The organism is Rubneribacter badeniensis, from assembly GCF_002899695.1.
Lineage (GTDB): Bacteria > Actinomycetota > Coriobacteriia > Coriobacteriales > Eggerthellaceae > Rubneribacter > Rubneribacter badeniensis.
Genome location: NZ_PPEL01000008.1, coordinates 1 through 17,263, shown reverse-complemented (window position 1 = coordinate 17,263; position 17,263 = coordinate 1). Strand labels below are relative to the sequence as shown.

At 64.4% G+C, this 17,263-nt stretch carries 11 protein-coding genes; 8 read left to right on the top strand and 3 right to left on the bottom strand.

Features of this window, described 5'->3' with window-relative positions; translation table 11 throughout:
* Positions 1-24: 24 nt before the first annotated feature.
* The 8 genes from C2L80_RS02995 to tet(W) all read left to right on the top strand — a co-directional run bounded on the left by C2L80_RS02995 (position 25) and on the right by tet(W) (position 13,775).
* Complete coding sequence (locus C2L80_RS02995) at positions 25-4,050, top strand: S8 family serine peptidase (RefSeq protein ID WP_169998965.1); 4,026 nt, start codon at positions 25-27, stop codon at positions 4,048-4,050.
* 48 nt (positions 4,051-4,098) lie between these two features.
* Positions 4,099-5,502, top strand: a complete 1,404-nt coding sequence (locus tag C2L80_RS02990) for a putative ABC transporter permease (RefSeq protein WP_087196676.1) — start codon at positions 4,099-4,101, stop codon at positions 5,500-5,502.
* Between the two features lie 15 nt (positions 5,503-5,517).
* Positions 5,518-6,123 carry a putative ABC transporter permease gene (locus C2L80_RS02985; protein WP_087196675.1) on the top strand — a complete coding sequence of 202 codons (606 nt, stop codon included), beginning with the start codon at positions 5,518-5,520 and terminating at the stop codon, positions 6,121-6,123.
* 1,433 nt (positions 6,124-7,556) lie between these two features.
* Entirely contained in the window at positions 7,557-7,682 is a 126-nt protein-coding gene (locus tag C2L80_RS13675; protein ID WP_129589875.1) for an LPXTG cell wall anchor domain-containing protein, read from the top strand.
* Between the two features lie 9 nt (positions 7,683-7,691).
* Positions 7,692-8,558: a 16S rRNA (cytidine(1402)-2'-O)-methyltransferase gene (rsmI, locus tag C2L80_RS02980; protein WP_224759247.1), complete on the top strand. Its 867-nt coding sequence runs from the start codon at positions 7,692-7,694 to the stop codon at positions 8,556-8,558.
* Between the two features lie 308 nt (positions 8,559-8,866).
* On the top strand, positions 8,867-9,418 hold the full coding sequence (locus C2L80_RS02975) for a M48 family metallopeptidase (RefSeq protein WP_087196674.1): 552 nt from the start codon (positions 8,867-8,869) through the stop codon (positions 9,416-9,418).
* A 112-nt stretch (positions 9,419-9,530) separates the two neighbouring features.
* Positions 9,531-10,961 (top strand): DHA2 family efflux MFS transporter permease subunit, encoded by a 1,431-nt coding sequence (locus C2L80_RS02970; protein ID WP_087196672.1) that lies wholly within the window; start codon positions 9,531-9,533, stop codon positions 10,959-10,961.
* Between the two features lie 894 nt (positions 10,962-11,855).
* Positions 11,856-13,775: a tetracycline resistance ribosomal protection protein Tet(W) gene (tet(W), locus tag C2L80_RS02960; RefSeq protein ID WP_033523205.1), complete on the top strand. Its 1,920-nt coding sequence runs from the start codon at positions 11,856-11,858 to the stop codon at positions 13,773-13,775.
* Between the two features lie 71 nt (positions 13,776-13,846).
* Here tet(W) and C2L80_RS02955 read toward each other — a convergent pair whose 3' ends face one another.
* The 3 genes from C2L80_RS02955 to nrfD are packed head-to-tail and all read right to left on the bottom strand — an operon-like array spanning position 13,847 to position 16,332.
* The gene (locus C2L80_RS02955) at positions 13,847-14,824 is read right to left on the bottom strand and encodes a slipin family protein (RefSeq protein WP_087196669.1); all 978 of its coding nucleotides are present in this window, start codon (positions 14,822-14,824) and stop codon (positions 13,847-13,849) included.
* Positions 14,811-15,356, bottom strand: a complete 546-nt coding sequence (locus tag C2L80_RS02950) for a GntR family transcriptional regulator (RefSeq protein WP_087196667.1) — start codon at positions 15,354-15,356, stop codon at positions 14,811-14,813. The genes C2L80_RS02955 and C2L80_RS02950 overlap by 14 nt, the downstream gene beginning before the upstream one ends.
* 19 nt (positions 15,357-15,375) lie before the next feature.
* The gene (gene nrfD / locus C2L80_RS02945; RefSeq protein WP_087196665.1) at positions 15,376-16,332 is read right to left on the bottom strand and encodes an NrfD/PsrC family molybdoenzyme membrane anchor subunit; all 957 of its coding nucleotides are present in this window, start codon (positions 16,330-16,332) and stop codon (positions 15,376-15,378) included.
* Between the last annotated feature and the right edge of the window lie 931 nt (positions 16,333-17,263).

Genomic DNA, 17,263 nt, shown 5'->3' with positions numbered 1-17,263 from the left:
GAGGAAGCGATGACAGGAGGAGCGATGGGCCGATTCGGGAAGATCGCGCTGGCGGCGCTTTTGGCGTGCTCGCTGGTGCCGGGCGGTACGGCGTTCGCGGATGAGCCGACGGGCGCTGCGGACGAGGTGGATGGCGCGGCTGCCAGCATGCCGGTGAGCGCTGCGGACGGTGGTGGCGCGGTGGAGCCGCTGCAGCTGGAGCCCGGTGCCTATGTAGAGCATGAGGCCATCGCGTACGTGATGGATGGCGGCACGCCCGCCACGCGGCCCTTCGAGGAAAACAGCCGTGGCGGCGACGTGCTGGCGAACGCCGAGACCCTGATGGATGTCGATGGGTCTGCGGCAGAGGAGGCGCTGGGGGCCGAGGCGTTGGCCGTCGCGCCCGCGTCTGCGGCGAATGGGCCGGACGAGGCGAACGGGCCGGATGATTCCGCGTATCCGGCAGGGCGTCTCGTGCTGGTGCGCGACGAGGGCAAGACGGCAGCGGAGCTGATAGCCGAGTTGGAGGCTGATCCGCGCGTGGCGTTCGCCGAACCGAACGCGTTGGTGCGGACGGATGGCGAGGCCGAAGAGGCCGCGCAGGGGGCGCTCGCGAGCGACGCGGCGGCAGCGGGCGCGCCCGACCAAGGTAGCAGCGGTGCGGGGGCGGCGGGCGCGTTCGACCAAGATGCCGACGATGCGGGGGCGGCGGGCGCGCAAGATGCCGACGGCGTGGCAGCCGACCTCTCCCGCTTCCTGTGGGGCTTCGATAACGACGGGGGCATGGCGGGCATCCCCGCAAGCGAGGCTCGCGATATGGACTACGCCAACTGGAACAGCAGCGATGCGGCGGGTGACTTGGAAGAGGTCATCGTGGCCGTGGTCGATACAGGCGTGGACGCGGCCAACCCCGATCTCGCGCCCGTGATGTGGGAGGCGTCGCCGGAGTTGCAGCAAAAGATCGGCGGCGACAAGCACGGCTTCGCGGTTGGAGGCGATGAGGAAGCGGGCATCACATCGTACACCGGCATGACCAGCTACCACGGCACGCACGTGGCCGGCACCATCGCCGCGAAGTGGGACGGGCAGGGCGTGAGCGGCCTCGCGCCGAACGCGCGCATCATGTCGGTGCGCCATAACAACACGCTCTCGGGGATGATCTTGTGCTTCGATTACCTGAGCCGCGCGTGCGCCGCGGGCGTGGACGTGCGCGTGTCCAACAACTCGTGGCTTCTGGGGCAGGGGCAGTGGCGCTCGGTGGATATCGCCGTCACCGAAGTGGGGCGCAAGGGCGTCGCCAGCTTCTTCTGCGCGGGCAACTCCGCCTACGACAACGATGCCGCCGGCGCTACCACTACCACGCTGGCGGACAACCCCTACGCGGTGGTCGTGAACGCGGCAAACCCCGCGGGCGAGCTGGCGGTGTTCTCGGAGAGCGGCCTCACCACCACCGACGTGGTGGCACCCGGCTCCACCATCCTGTCCACCTGGGCCACCGATCCCGCGCGCCAGAACTATCTGGCCGAGGGTGATGCCGACGCCGTGCTGTACGAGAGCTTCGACGATGCCTCCCATGCGGTGGACGGTGTGAGCGTCGGCGCGGGAGGCAGCGGTGCGAGCAGCGACGCGGATGCCGGCGGTGAGGATGCCGGCGGTGAGGATGCCGGCGGCGCTGGTACCAGTGGTGCGAGCGGTGGCGAGGATGCCAGTGGCGAGGATGCCAGTGATGAGGATGCCAGTGATGAGGATGCCAGTGATGAGGATGCCGGCGACGTGAGCGCGGGCGATGCGGATGCTAGCGGTGCGAGTGGCGGCGGTGCGAGCGTCGGCACGGGAGATAGCGGTGTGAACGGCGGCGATGTAGATGCCGGTGGTGTGGATGCCCGTGCGGAAGGGGCGGTCGCTGGCGGGGAGTACCTGCGGTTCGCCGACGCGCGGGTGTCCGTTGCGGAAGGGGCCGCCCGCTTCGACGGCGACGCGGCGCTCGCGGTGGGCTACGACCCTGCCGAGCTCGACCCTGAGCAGCCGTTCGTGCAGATCAAAAGCGAGCCCATCGACCTTTCCGCCGTGCAGGAGAAGCCGCAGTACCTCAGCCTCCGCTATACGAGCAGGGGCGTTGACGGCACTTCTACCGGCATGTCGCCCGCGCTCGTCGTCTTGGCGGTGAAAACGACCGACGGGAACTATGGACAGCTGGCCGCGCGCGAGCAGTTCGGCGCCGGCGGCAGCGGCTGGGAGGGCTGCTTCTTCGCCCTCCCGAAGAACACCGACTGGCAGCAATTCAGCATCGGGCTCGCGCTGGTGAACCAAGGGCCCGACGCATCGGCGGGCGCGGTGCCTGGCACCATCTACCTTGACAGCATCGGCCTGGGCAGCGATTTGATGCCTTACGCCTACAATCAGGGCACGTCGATGGCCACGCCGGCCGTGGCGGGTGCGGCGGCGGTGATCGCCGGCAAGGGGCTGGCGGAGGCAGATGAGCCGGCGAAAGCGGCAGAGAAGCTAACGGCGCTGACGCAGGGCACGGCGGTGCCCGATGCGCGCTACGAGGATTTGTGCTCCACGGGCGGCTACGCATCGGTGGACGGCGCGGAAACTCCCGGCCCGGTGATTGCGAAGGTGGAAGACGGCGACGGTGCGGTTGCGGTGGAGGGCTGGTTCATGGATGCGGGCACGCAGGTGACGCTCGGCGATGCCGAGGCGCGGGTGACCGCATGCGAGCCGGTGGGGGCCGACCCCGCGAACGTGCGCCTGACGGTTGAGAAGCCTGCGGACTTTAAGGGCGGGCAGGTGGTGGTGCGCGCGGAGGCGGGCGGCAAGCATTCCTGCTACCGGGCCGACTTGGGCCAGCGCATCGATGCCGCCTACTTCGACCAGACGAACCTGCCCGTGCCGGATGAGCTTTCCAACTGGGGCGCGTGGCAGCTGGTGGGCTTCGCTGGTGATGTATACTGTCTGCCGCGCGCTTTGGAGCAGATGGACAGCGGAGCGGACGATCACTTCCTGCGCTACCGTCCCGATGTGCGGGCGTGGGAGCAGGTGCCGGTGCCCGGCGAGGTCGCGCGCGCCTTGGGCGTGCAGGACGCGGTGGTGGACATATCGGGCGCCACGCTGGACGGCGCGCTGGTGCTACAGATATCCGACGGCGACACGGTGGGTTTCGCGCGCTACACAGCGCAGGGTGAGTGGGAGCCGATGGGGTTCTCGTTTGCGGGCGACGAGGAGCATCCCCTGCACGGCACGCTGGCAAGCGATGGCGAGCAGGTGTACCTGTTCGGTGGAGTGTGCGTGCCCGAGGAAGAGGGCGACTACAGCAGCGCGGACGCCTACCGCGTGGACTTTGCCGGCAAGCGGCTGGAGGCGTGCGGCACGCTGTCGACAGGGCGCGCGTATCCGCAGGTTGCATACGGAAACGGGACGTTCGTCGTGGCGGGCGGCGTGAATTTGGGCGGGCAATGGCGCGGCGCGGAGGGCGTCGATATGCTTGCCATGCAGGACGACGGCAAGCTTGCCTGCACGCCGGTTGACATTTCGGAGCAGGTGGGGGAGACGGGTGCGCTGGCTTGGGCGTCTGCCGCGACGGCAGACGGGTTCATGCTGGCCGGCCCCGAGAGCGACGACGGGCGGGCGGACACCTACACGCTTTCCGCAGACGGCGGGCTGTCCACCTATGGGAAGCGCGCATCGCAGCAGTGGCTGCTGGAGCCCTCGGCGCTTGCCTACGACGGCAACCTGTACGTGCTGGCGGCCACGCAGAACGAGCCGTACCGCGTGTTCTCTGCCACGGCGGTGGCGACGGCGCCGCAGCCGGGCGATGCGGCGGAAGAGGTTGCGCCCGAACCCGAGCCCGCGCCTGAACCCGATCCTGCGCCTGAACCCGATCCTGCGCCTCCGTCGGGGGATGATCCGGGTGCAGCCGACGGGGCATCGGGCGAGGCAAGGGCGCTTGCGCGCACGGGCGATCCGGCTGCGGCGTGTGCGGCGGCGCTTTGCGCGTTGGCCGCGGCGGCGTGCGCGACGGTTGCCGGTGCGGTTGCGCGCCGTCGCAGGTGCACGTCGCCGCGCCGGTAGGGCCGAGCGATAGGAAGATGACGGTAGAGGAAAGGGCGATCAAAAGGTATGGCACGGGATTTCAGCAACCCCAAGAAGCTGGGCTTCATGCGTTTTCTGCAGGTGATATTCTCCATCAACATCCTGCTCACGCTGGCCTTGTCGGTGTTTCTCATCAAGGAGCATTACACGCTCGACTTCGTGGATGTGCTCGACTACCTCAACCTCATCTTCGAGGCCATGAGCTTCTGGCTCATCTGGCAGCGCAAACGGGCGGCTCGCTCGCTCATCATGGCGTTCAGCCTGTTCAATATCGTCATCGGCGTGGGCTATAACTTGGGGCAGGGTGATTTCAGTCCCCTCGATCAGCTGCTCGACTCGTGGTTCGACATCATCCTGTTCCTGTACTTCCTCACGTCGCGCCGCGTGAAAGCCGTCCTCACCGAGCCGTTCACGGCTGAGGTGAAGCGCGAGGAGCTTGCACGCGAGATCAGCTACTACCAGCCGCGCACGTGGGCGTTCTGGCGCAACCTCATCATGTACTTCTGCGTGTTCAGCGTGGTGGGGCACTGGATGGAGGCCGCGTACTGCACGCTCATCCGCTTCGGCCTCCTGCCCGGCATCTACGACCCGAACTCGCAGATCTGGTCGGACTGGCTCTATCCGTTCCCCGTGTACGGCGTGGGCGCGGTGGCGTGCGTGCTTTTGCTCTATCCCATCAAGAACTTCCTGGAGAAGCACATCGGCAGCCGCGTGGTGCCGCTGCTCATCAGCTTCGTGGTGAACGCGCTCGTGTGCACGCTCATCGAGCTGGCGATGGGCCTTGCGCTCAACATGGATTACGCGCTGTGGGACTACCGTGACATGTTCGGCAACTTCATGGGGCAGGTGTGCCTGCAGAACGCCGTCGCGTTCGGCATCGCGGCCACGCTTATGACGTGGGTCATCTACCCCGCGGCTGAGTCGGGGCTGCGCAAACTGTCCAAGGATGTGGTGAACACGGCGTTCGCGGGCGTGTGCGTGGGGTTCGCCATCCTCGTGTTCCTGTATTTCATCAACGTGGCGCTACCGGGCGTGTCGGTGACCTCCGACGGCGCGGATACGACGATCGAGATCGATGTCGGCGAGATGATGGGCGGCGCGGAGGATGGGTCGGCTGCCGCCGAGGGGGGCGGGTCAGCTGTCGCCGAATCCGCAGGTGGCGTGTGTGTTGCAGAGGGCTCGACGGCAGCGGCCCCTGCGGAAGGCGCGAGTGCGGGTGCGGGCCTTGCGGGGCGGGATGAGGTTGCGCTTTCGAGCGCGGAGTTTGCAGGGCAGGGCGCGTTCGCGGGCGAGGGTGCGAGCTCCAGCCTCGCGGGGCGGGACGCGGTTGTGGGTGCGGGCTTCGCGGGGCGGGTCGCGGGCGCGCTCGCGGACCTTTCGGAGCGGGGAGCGTTTGCGCCGCCCTCCTTCGACTTGTCTTGCGTGGCATAGGCGCAGGTGGCTGCCATGCCTTTGCTCACGCGTGAGGATGAGCTGCACGGCTATGCGCCCGACGCGTTCGCGTTCTGGCGCAACCTCGCTGTGTACTTCTGCGTGTTCAGCGTGGTGGGCCACTGGATGGAGATCGCCTACTGCCTGTTCATGGACGTGTGCTTCGGCATCGTGGACGACGATTCGCTCGTATGGGATGACCCGCTGTATCCGTTTCTCGCGTACGGCGTGGGCGTGGTGGTGTGCGTCGTCGCGCTCGTGCCGCTGCGGGAGCGCCTTGTTGCCAAGCGGCGCACGCTGGCGGGCGCGGGCGCGCAGTTCTTCCTGATCGCCGTTGCGGTGTGCTTGGTCATGGAGTTGGGCATGGGCTTCATGCTGAACCGCCCGGACGCTTTGGGCGAGTACCCGCTGTGGGATAACTCCGAGCTTCCGTTCAACGTGTTGGGACAGGCATGGCTTGTGAACGACGTGGCGCTGGCCGCCGTGGCCATGCTGTACACGTGGGTGGTGTACCCGCTGTGCCAGAAGCTTTTGGCGAAGGTGCCGCTGCGTGTGATGAACGTGTTGGCGCTGGTGGTGGTCGTGGGCTTCGTGGCGCTGTGCGCGGTGAAGTTCTCGTAGCGCGCCGGGACTGCGTGCGTTTCGCGTGAGCCGCTATTCAGCAGCCTTCGGCGAACACCCCGATGTTGTCTGAGGCTGCGTGCGTTTCGCGCGTCTCGTCGCCGCTCCTTCGCCTCCACCGTCCCTGCGCTCTCGGCATTCCCGCGCCCCCGCTGCGGGGATCGGTGACGGGCGAGTGGCGAGTGCGATTCCTTGCGGTAAGAGATCCCGACTTTCTTCCTGATATTTTACCGAAATGCTCCGGCTGGGGCTGACCGGGAGCTTGAAAAGGGCCAATACGGTAAAATATGATCGAAAAACTAGCCAAGGTTTACCGAAACAACCCGGCAAGGGCCTCCGAAGCACCTCTCTCGCCCGCGTTCGGTACAATATCGCCATTTTTTCTCCATTTCCTTACCGTTTTGCGGTCGGCGCGTCGCTCCGACCGCGGCTGGCACGCCGCCCTGGCAGTGACTGCTCCGACAGTGACCGGCATGCTGCCCCGACAACGCTCGGCTCGCCACCCCAACGGCAGTCGGCGTGTCGCTCCGACAGTGGCAGCCCTGCGAGACGGTCGCGTCCGCGCCGACCAAGCCTCGCCGCCCCGTGCGCCCGCTCCCCCCCCATACCCGAGCGGTCGTCCGGGGGGACTGCGGCAACGGGAAGACGCCGCGTGGCAGGGGATGGGATGATGTCTCATTCCTGGAAAATCAACGACTCCCAAAGATTTAAAGGGACGAAACATTATCCCCGCCCCTGCCACGGCTTCCGTTACGCGCTCCACCGCGCTTCTTCCCTGCGAGCGCGCGCCTGTCAAAACGTCGCGCTTGCGAACGCCGGACGCCGCAGCCTCGTTGCTTTGACGGGTTTTGCGGAAAGTTGCCTCGAGGGACGGCGAATCGCGGCCCTTTTGACATCGACGCTTCCCGAGCCTCCGCATCTCTCCTGCTCGGAGAAGCAACACGATCCCCATCCGGCAAAGCGGCCACAAGGTGACTGCGGCTTTCCGTCAAAACTCGCCACGAGCCGACCCTTTCCGCGCGCGGTGGGCAGTGGGCGTCGGCGCGCAGGATGTCGCCCAAGTGGTAGCCCCCCCGTTTGCGTTCGAATGGCAGGAATTTACCGAAATCGGAAAATCTAGGCGCATCTCTCCCGCGGCTTTTCAAGAAAGCCCTGATCGCTGGAAGTGCCGCATCCAGACCGAGGCCGGACAAGGTGCGAAATCTTCCGACTTCGGTGATTTTTTGCCATCCGAGGCGCGTGCGTGGGCGGCAAACGACTGCGTGTCGCCATCCAAAGGGCTCGCACCGCCATCCAGACGGCTGCGCCCCGTCATCGCTGAAAACGCGTTTGCGGGCGCGAGCGGGCTGCTGCTACAAGGCGTTTGCCAGCGAGGCTCGGATGACGGACAATGTGACGAAACGCAAAACGGAGACTCGAGGGAAGGAGCGGCTATGGAGCTTGCTCAAAGCGCGTTGGCGAACACGGGGGACAATCCTCTTCCGTTCATCGTGGGCGGCATCGTGGTGGTGGCGCTTATCGTGCTGGTGGTGGCGTTCGTGCTGATGCGTCGGCGGTAAGGCTTGGCCGTGGACGAAAGCGATGCCGGGAGGCTCATCATCTGCCCCACGCCGCTGGGGAATCTGGGCGACATGACCGCGCGCGCCTTGGAAGCGCTGCGCGCGGCGGATGTCGTGTGCGCCGAGGACACGCGCGTGACGGGGCGGCTTTTGGCGGCATGCGGAATAGAGAAGCGGCTTGAGAGGTTGGACGAGGGCTTGATCGGCGAGCGCGCAGCGGCCATCGTCGCGCGTGTGAAGGCCGGCGAGGTGGTGGCCTACTGCTCCGACGCGGGCATGCCCGGCGTGTCCGATCCGGGGCTGCGTCTCGTGCGTGCCTGTCGCGACGCCGACGCGCCCGTGGAAGTGCTGCCGGGGCCGACGGCGGCCGCGACGGCCTACGTGGCGAGCGGTTGCTGCAACTCGCGCTTTTATTTCGGCGGCTTCTTCCCACGCAAGGAAGCCGAGCGCCGCGCGCTTTTGGAGGGATTGCGCGCGCTCGATGCCGCGCTCGTGTTCTACGAGAGCCCGAACCGCGTGGCGGCGGCGCTCGCGTGTATCGCCGAGGCGTTCCCGCTGCGCGAGGCGGCCGTGTGCCGTGAGCTCACGAAGCTGCACGAGGAGGTGCTACGCGCGCCTTTGCCGCAGTTGCGCGACGAACTGGCCGCGCGCGAGGCGGCGGGCGGCGTGAAGGGCGAGATCGTCATCGTGATCGACGGCCCGAGCGAGGCCGAAGTCGCCGCCGCCGGGGCCGCTGCCGCCGCCGGGGCTGCCGTGCGTGCCGCAGAACTGCGGGCCGAGGGTTTGCGCACCAAGGAAGTGGCGCGTCGGTTGATGGATGAGTTCGGCCTTGCCCGCAACGAGGCGTACGACCTGGCGATGGGGGAGAGGCCGTGAGGCTGCCGCGAATGGGCGCTGGCGGCTCGGACGGCAGCGGCGGCGTAAGGCGGGGTCGCAGCAGCGGCCCGGGCGGCAGCGTGAGCGGCGGCGGTTTGCGACACGGAGGTGCTGGCAATAGTGCCGCCGCGGGTCGCGTCGGGGGTTCAAGCCAAAGCTGTGGTGGTGGCGCTGCGGGCGGTGGCAACGGCGGTGCTGGTCGCGTCGGGGGTCGCGGCGGCATCGCAAGCCGGGGTCGCAACGGCGAGGCCGGCAGCTCGCGCTACGGTTCGCGGAGCGGCGGTGCCCGGCGCGGGCGCGGAGCGGCGGTGGCCCCGCCCGAGGAGTTCGAGGTGGACAGCATTCCCGTCACGCTCACGCGCAAGCGCGTGAAGAACCTCAACCTGCGGGTGAGGGACGCGGACGGCAGCGTGGCCGTGTCCGCGCCGCCCCATGCGAGCCGCGAGGTCGTCGCGGCGTTCGTGCGCGACCGCCGCGCGTGGATCGAGCGCACGCGCCGCGCGCTGGCGGCCTCCCCGCGCGGTCGGGCCGCAGCGGCTGCGCCTGACGAGGTGAGGGAATGGCGCGCGGTGGTGGAGGCGTGCGTGCCCGCGCTCATCGAGGCGTGGGAGCCCATCATGGGCGTGAAGGCGGGCAAGGTGGCCTACCGCAATATGACGAGCCGCTGGGGCAGCTGCCAGCCGGCCACGGGCCGCATCTGCATCAACGTGCGCCTCGCGCTCTACCCGCCGGAGTGCTTGGAATACGTGGTGGTCCACGAGCTGTGCCACCTGCTCGAACGCGGCCACGGCCCCCGCTTCCAACGCCTCATGGACACCTTCATGCCCGACTGGCGCGACCGCCGCGCGAAGCTGCGGTAGACGTTTTCCGCACGCCTCCTTGCCCCCTCCCTCGTCCCTTCGCTTGCGCGTTCGCCAGCCGTAACATGCTCGTTTGCCGCAAAACCGCGCACGGGACGATCATGGTGCTACTATGGAGGGCATGGAGCGCAAGGGCGAGACAGAGCAGAAACCCGACGGCCTGCCGAAGCGGCAGCGCTTCGTCGTGCTCGCCATCATGATGTCCGGCACTACCGCCGCGTGCATCTCGCAAAGCATGATGATCTCGGCGCTGCCCACCATCATGCACGAATACGGCGTGGGCGCTTCGCTTGGCCAGTTGCTCACCACGTCCTACATTTTCACACTCGGCCTCATCTCGGCCATGACCGCGTTTCTCGTCCATCGCGTGAACTCGAAGACCCTGTTCATCGCATCGATGCTGTGCTTCGTCTTAGGATGCGCGGCCGCGCTGTTCGCGCCGAACTATCCGCTTTTGCTGGCCGCCCGTCTGCTGCAAGCGGGCGGTGCGGGCATTGCGCTGCCGCTCATCCAGGTGGTGGCGCTGTCGGTGTACCCCAAAAGCGAGTACGGACGCGCGATGGGCCTTGTGGGCCTCATCATCGGCTTCGCGCCGGCCATCGGACCCACCATCTCCGGCTTTCTCATCGACTTCTGGGGATGGCGGTCGGTGTTCGTGGTGCTGGGTTCCGTTACCGTGGTGGTGATCGCGCTTGCGTTCCCCCTGCTCGCCGATGTGGTGAAGCGCCCGAGCGCGCCCGAGCGCTTCGATGTTCCGTCCGGGCTGCTGTACACGCTGGGATCCTGCGCCATCATGGCGGGCGTGACGCTGGCCGAGTCGGGAGGCGGGCTTGCGCTGTCGGCCATCTTTGCGTTCGCGGCGGGGGCTGCGGCGCTCGCGGTGTTCGCGCGGCGCCAGCTGCGCATCGAGAACCCGCTGCTCAAGCTGGCGTGCTTTCGCAGTCGCACGTTCACGGTGTCCACGATGCTCGTGCTGATGGCGAACATGGCGTTCATGGCCGGATCCATCATGGTGCCGCTGTTCGTGCAGGACGTGCAGGGCGCGAGCGCCGCCGTGTCCGGCCTCACCATCCTGCCGGGAGCCGTGCTTTTGGGGTTGCTCAATCCCGTGACCGGACGGATGCTCGACCGCCACGGGCCGCGCCCGCTCATCGCGGTCGGCTGCACGGTGCTGGTGACGGGGACGCTTGCGTTCTGTCTGCTCGACGCCGACACGCCTGAGTGGGTGGTGACGGTCCTGTACGGCGTGCGCACGGTGGGCGTGGCGTGCCTCATGATGCCGCTGACCGCCCATGCGTGCACCACGCTGTCCACCGCGGACATCGCCCAGGGCACGGCCATCATCACGTCGCTTCGCCAGATATTCGGCTCCATCGCCTCGTCGGCGCTCATCGCCGTTATGGCGAGCGCTTCCGGCAACGCCCTCGGCATCGATGCGTTCGGCTTCGGCGTGAGTTTCGCGGTCCAAGCCGCCCTCATTGCGATCGGCTTCGTCGTCGGCATGGTGTTTCTGCCGCGAGCGGCGAGCGCGTCGAAGGGGTAGGGGCGGCGTCTTTCGCGCTGCGGCGCGTTCTCGCGCACGCGCTTGCGCGCGGACCTCGCGTCGCGACGCTTTGCGCTCGCGTCCACCCTCTCCTCTATGAATTCCTGCGCGAGCGCCCTGCCATGCCCGTGCGCACCTCTCGCCGCATCGGCCCCGATCGCGGCTTGTCTGTCCTCCGAGGCTCCCGCGTCGCGCGCTATTCCTTCCCCGGCTTCTCGCGCTTGAAGCCCTCGGAGTATGCTCATGTACGGTAAGGAAGCAAGCAACCGAAAACAAGAGATAGACCGCCAGCACTACACTATTCCGAACCAAAGACCAAAAGATAAGCATTGTGGGAAAATCTAAACTTTTGGATTTTCCTACAATGCCAACTACGGCGGAATCCCTCCCACTCCTTATATCTTTCTGTATACATTGAATTTGTATTTAGTAAAATGCAGACAACACCACGGATCGGCTTTTGGTTGGACAATTCCAACCAAACACCACAGCAGACAGCAGAAAACATTCTGAACGCTAGGAAGCCGGTATGATTGTTACATATAAGGGGAAGAAAAATTTCTTTTAGGTACTTGCTTTCCTAAAACTGATGTGATACAATGATTTAATCCAGAAAAGGAGTAAAAAATATGCGGCAAGGTATTCTTAAATAAAACTATAATCAAATAGTGGGAACAAAGGATTATGATAGTCCCTTTTGTAGGAGCTTAGTTTTTTGTACCCAATTTAAGAATACTTTTGCCTTATCAATTTTGACATATCCCCAAAAACAGCACTCACAAACAGGTGTATGCTGTATATGTGTATGTCCGCAAATTATCATCCCCAGTGGTAAAAGTATTTTACTGCTGGGGATTTTTATGCCCTTCGGGGCAGTAAAGGGAGGACAATCACATGAAAATAATCAATATTGGAATTCTTGCCCATGTAGACGCTGGAAAGACGACCTTGACGGAGAGCCTGCTATATGCCAGCGGAGCCATTTCAGAACCGGGGAGCGTCGAAAAAGGGACAACGAGGACGGACACCATGTTTTTGGAGCGGCAGCGTGGGATTACCATTCAAGCGGCAGTCACTTCCTTCCAGTGGCACAGATGTAAAGTCAACATTGTGGATACGCCCGGCCACATGGATTTTTTGGCGGAGGTGTACCGCTCTTTGGCTGTTTTAGATGGGGCCATCTTGGTGATCTCCGCTAAAGATGGCGTGCAGGCCCAGACCCGTATTCTGTTCCATGCCCTGCGGAAAATGAACATTCCCACCGTTATCTTTATCAACAAGATCGACCAGGCTGGCGTTGATTTGCAGAGCGTGGTTCAGTCTGTTCGGGATAAGCTCTCCGCCGATATTATCATCAAGCAGACGGTGTCGCTGTCCCCGGAAATAGTCCTGGAGGAAAATACCGACATAGAAGCATGGGATGCGGTCATCGAAAATAACGATAAATTATTGGAAAAGTATATCGCAGGAGAACCAATCAGCCGGGAAAAACTTGTGCGGGAGGAACAGCGGCGGGTTCAAGACGCCTCCCTGTTCCCGGTCTATTATGGCAGCGCCAAAAAGGGCCTTGGCATTCAACCGTTGATGGATGCGGTGACAGGGCTGTTCCAACCGATTGGGGAACAGGGGAGCGCCGCCCTATGCGGCAGCGTTTTCAAGGTGGAGTATACAGATTGCGGCCAGCGGCGTGTCTATCTACGGCTATACAGCGGAACGCTGCGCCTGCGGGATACGGTGGCCCTGGCCGGGAGAGAAAAGCTGAAAATCACAGAGATGCGTATTCCATCCAAAGGGGAAATTGTTCGGACAGACACCGCTTATCCGGGTGAAATTGTTATCCTTCCCAGCGACAGCGTGAGGTTAAACGATGTATTAGGGGACCCAACCCGGCTCCCTCGTAAAAGGTGGCGTGAGGACCCCCTCCCCATGCTGCGGACGTCGATTGCGCCGAAAACGGCAGCGCAAAGAGAACGGCTGCTGGACGCTCTTACGCAACTTGCGGATACTGACCCGCTTTTGCGCTGCGAGGTGGATTCCATCACCCATGAGATCATTCTTTCTTTTTTGGGCCGGGTGCAGTTGGAGGTTGTTTCCGCTTTGCTGTCGGAAAAATACAAGCTTGAAACAGTGGTAAAGGAACCCACCGTCATTTATATGGAGCGGCCGCTCAAAGCAGCCAGCCACACCATCCATATCGAGGTGCCGCCCAACCCGTTTTGGGCATCCATCGGACTGTCTGTTACACCACTCCCGCTTGGCTCCGGTGTACAATACGAGAGCCGGGTTTCGCTGGGATACTTGAACCAGAGTTTTCAAAACGCTGTCAGGGATGGTATCCGTTACGGGCTGGAGCAGGGCTTGTTCGGCTGGAACGTAACGGACTGTAAGATTTGCTTTGAATACGGGCTTTATTACAGTCCGGTCAGCACGCCGGCGGACTTCCGCTCATTGGCCCCGATTGTATTGGAACAGGCATTGAAGGAATCAGGGACGCAACTGCTGGAACCTTATCTCTCCTTCACCCTCTATGCGCCCCGGGAATATCTTTCCAGGGCTTATCATGATGCACCGAAATACTGTGCCACCATCGAAACGGTCCAGGTAAAAAAGGATGAAGTTGTCTTTACTGGCGAGATTCCCGCCCGCTGTATACAGGCATACCGTACTGATCTGGCCTTTTACACCAACGGGCAGAGCGTATGCCTTACAGAACTGAAAGGGTATCAGGCCGCTGTCGGTCAGCCGGTCATCCAGCCCCGCCGTCCAAACAGCCGCCTGGACAAGGTGCGCCATATGTTTCAGAAGGTAATGTAAAGATACATAATCGTCAAGACGGCAACAATCAGAAGTTATGGAGGGTAACAATGGAATATAGTAAGGAAGATTTAATGGAAGCAAAAAAGCAAGGCGCTGGGGATCACGAGCGTGCCGTTCGACTCCTTCACGCCCTCGCTCAAAAGGTGCATCGAGCGCAGCTCGAAGGCCATCTCGTCTCGGCGGTACACCTCGGTGGCCTCCAGCAGCATGGCTGCCACGTCCTTCTCCACCTCGGCCAGCACGATGCGCGCGTCCTTCTCGCGCTCGGCCTTCGCGGCGGCGGCCATGTCGCGCTGCAGCTCCTTGGGGATCACGATATCGCGGATCTCCACCGAGATCACCGACACGCCCCAGGTGCTGGCCTTCTCCTCGATCTTGTCGCGCAGCTCTTGGTCGAGCTTGTCGCGGTGCACGGTCACGTCCGAGATGCTCTTGCGGCCGATGGCGTCGCGCAGCGCCGTCTGAGCGGCCATGCTCACGGCGTCGTAGTAGTTCTCCACCTCCATGCACGCCTTCTCGGCGTCCCACACCATCCAGAACACGGCGGCGTCCACGTTCACGGGCACGAGGTCGCTCGTGAGCGTTTCCTCGGCGTTGAAGCCGGTGAGCATGACGCGCTGGTCGGCGCGCAGGGCGATGTGCTCGACGAACGGGATGGTGAAATACAGGCCCGGCCCCGCCACGCGGTTGAAGGAGCCGAAGCGCAGGATGATGATGCGCTCCCACTGCGCGGCGATGCGGACGGTGAAGATGGCGATCACGGCCACGGCGAACCCGATGCACAGCACCCAGATGTTCATGTCGCCCGCGATGAGGAACCCCAGCGCCGTGGCGACGAGGAACGCCAGCACGAACACGAACGCCGAGAACACGTTGGAGGCGTTGTCGTCCACGTGCCGGGTGCGCGGCGAGTTGAGCGCCTCGATCTCCGGGCTGCGCGCGGAGGGGTCGTTCGCGTCGGTGAAGCGCCGGCCTCCCGCGCCGCCTGCCGCGCCCGCGCCTGTCGCGGTGCCGTATCCTGTGTCTCTTCCGCTAAACGGTCGCATAATCCCTCTTCTCCTCCTCGGCTTCGCGCGCTTTGCGCTCGAGCTCGTCCACGATTCCGGTCATGCGCTCGCGCACCTCGCGATAGGCCATGCCCCTGGCCCGGTACTGCTTGATGCAGCTTTCCACGAGCGCGTCGATGGCCTCCTCCTCGGCGCTGCTTGCCGCCACGTTTTTCTGCACGAACATGCCGCGTCCGCGCACCGACACGATGAAGCCGGAAAGCTCCAGGTCGCGGTACGCCTTCGCCACGGTGTTGTAGTTGATCCTCGCCTCGGCGGCCAGGCTGCGCACGCTGGGCAGCTGGTCGCCCGCCTTGAAGCGCCCCGTGCGGATGAGGTACGCGATGCGGTTGCGCAGCTGCGCCCAGATGGGCAGGTCGGACGTCTCGTCCACGCGGAACACGATGGCGTCGTCGCTGCCTGCGCTGCCGTTGCCGCCGCGCTCGCTTCCGTCGTGCCGGATGCCTTCGCCGCTGCTGGAGCCGTTACCGCTGCCGTTATCGCTGCCGGGTATGTCGTTGAAATTCTGCATGGTGCCTTTCCTGTTGCCGTCAGATTCCCCCGCATGCAATCACGCAGTAGCGCAGGCACAGCCCGCCGAACAGGCACAGGACGTCGGACACGGGGATGGTCCGGCACTCCTTGCGCGTGAGCGAATACGTTTCCAAAAGGGCGGGCGCGACAAGCCCGCAGCCGAGCGCGCCCACCACCGCGGTGGCCAGCATGTCGGGGGAGAGCAAGAGGTCGAGCGAGCTTTGCGCGGCGGGGTTTCCAAAGGCGACGCCCATGAACAGGGCGATCGACGCCGCTTCTGCGGCAAGGCAGACGAGGTGACACTTCTGCAGCGGGCGCACTGCGCGCAGAAGCAGCGTCTGGTCTTTGATGAAGTAGTCCGCGAGCAGCAGCAGCGACACGCCGCCCGACAGCGACGAGCAGGTGAACACGGCTGCGATCGTCCAGGTGTTCCACAGCGGCACCGCGAGGTTTCCTACGAGGAACACGCCGGTGTACGCCATCGTGGCGAGGGAGAACGCGCAGCAGAGGACCTCGGCTGCGCGCTTCAGGCGGCCCTGCGCGAAGGGGAGGCGAAAGAGGCTGCCCAGCACGAGCAGGGAGCCGAGCGCCAGCTCGGTGACGAGGCAGAACGCGCCGAACGTGATGACGGTGGCGTGCGGGTGCAAAAGCACGAGCAACGCGCGCTCGGGGCGACCAAGGTCCCACAGCAGCAACGCGACGGCCAGGGCGAGCAGCGCGAGGCAGAGCGTGTACATGCGCGCTTGGAGGGAGGAGAACGCCTGGGCGCGGCGCAGCAGGGCGCCGTTGGCGGTGCGCGCGGGGGCGGCGACGGCGTTGCCCGTCCGTCTGCCGAGGCCGCCCGCATTCGCGCGCGTCCAGGCGTTCGTGCACGTCGAGCGTTCAAACGCGAGGCTCCATGCAGCCATGGCGAAAAAGCCGCCGGCTGCGACGCCTCCCAAGAACAGGTACGCTATGACCAAGGCTCCGTACACGCATCCTCGCTTGCCCGCGGTTTTCTCCTCGGCTTCATTATCCTACAAAACCGGGCAAGGTGGAATACCTCTTGACTGAACTAGTGAATCATATTAGTATGACACCGACGAATGAGAAGGGGAATTCGCTCGGCGTATCCTAGGCAACCGCCCGCGCCGCTTCCCATTCAGGGACGAGATACGCAGAGAAAGGGGGAGAAACGTGATTTCGGAGTTTCCGTTGTTCGTTTTCACGACGCTCGCCGGCCTGTCTGCCGGGGCTTACGTTGCAAGCGCGGCGTTTCCCGTGGGTGGGCGCGAGAATGCGGGCGTCGCGCTCGCTGGCAAGGCGGGCGGCCTCGGCGGGCCTGATGGGGTCGGAGCCGCAGGGGCGGTCGGGGCCGATGCGCGCGGCGCGCGCCCGTGGCTGTTCCCGCTGGTGTGCTTGGCGCTGCTGGGCTTGGGGCTGGTGGGATGTTTGGGACATTTGGCTCGCCCTGCCTTGTTTTTGAATGCGTTGGTGAATCCGCGGGCTGGTATCGCTCAAGAGGCGTATCTGTCCATTGCGTATGGCGTGTTGTTGTTGGTTGAATGTATCGTTGTGCTGCGAGGCAAGAAGAGCTCACGGATATTATCCTTGGCATGTGCGGTTGCGGCTGTTGGCCTTACGGTTGTTATGGGCATGGCCTATCTGGCCAATCTGGGTACGCCTGCATGGGTTTCGTGGGCTACGGTGCCGTTGTTCGTGTTGGGGGATGCTCTCATGGGCTTCGCGCTTTACCCTCTTTTTTCTGGCTGGGCTTATCGAAAGACTGCGTTTTTTGGGATTTGGGGGTGCGGACGTTTTTCCGGACGGCCTAGGCGGCCAGCCCCAGCCGCCTCCTGCGGCCGGCTATCGTATCGTACACCTTGCGCCCTCCCTCGTCGAACGCCTTCAGCCTCCCCTCCCGGT

What these genes read in the sequence shown, in the direction of transcription:
- C2L80_RS13675 (WP_129589875.1), top strand. Translation starts at nt 7,557, where the DNA reads ATGGAGCTTGCTCAAAGCGCGTTGGCGAACACGGGGGACAATCCTCTT.
- C2L80_RS02950 (WP_087196667.1), bottom strand. Translation starts at nt 15,356, where the DNA reads ATGCAGAATTTCAACGACATACCCGGCAGCGATAACGGCAGCGGTAAC.
- C2L80_RS02955 (WP_087196669.1), bottom strand. Translation starts at nt 14,824, where the DNA reads ATGCGACCGTTTAGCGGAAGAGACACAGGATACGGCACCGCGACAGGC.
- C2L80_RS02990 (WP_087196676.1), top strand. Translation starts at nt 4,099, where the DNA reads ATGGCACGGGATTTCAGCAACCCCAAGAAGCTGGGCTTCATGCGTTTT.
- C2L80_RS02985 (WP_087196675.1), top strand. Translation starts at nt 5,518, where the DNA reads ATGCCTTTGCTCACGCGTGAGGATGAGCTGCACGGCTATGCGCCCGAC.
- C2L80_RS02995 (WP_169998965.1), top strand. Translation starts at nt 25, where the DNA reads ATGGGCCGATTCGGGAAGATCGCGCTGGCGGCGCTTTTGGCGTGCTCG.
- C2L80_RS02970 (WP_087196672.1), top strand. Translation starts at nt 9,531, where the DNA reads ATGGAGGGCATGGAGCGCAAGGGCGAGACAGAGCAGAAACCCGACGGC.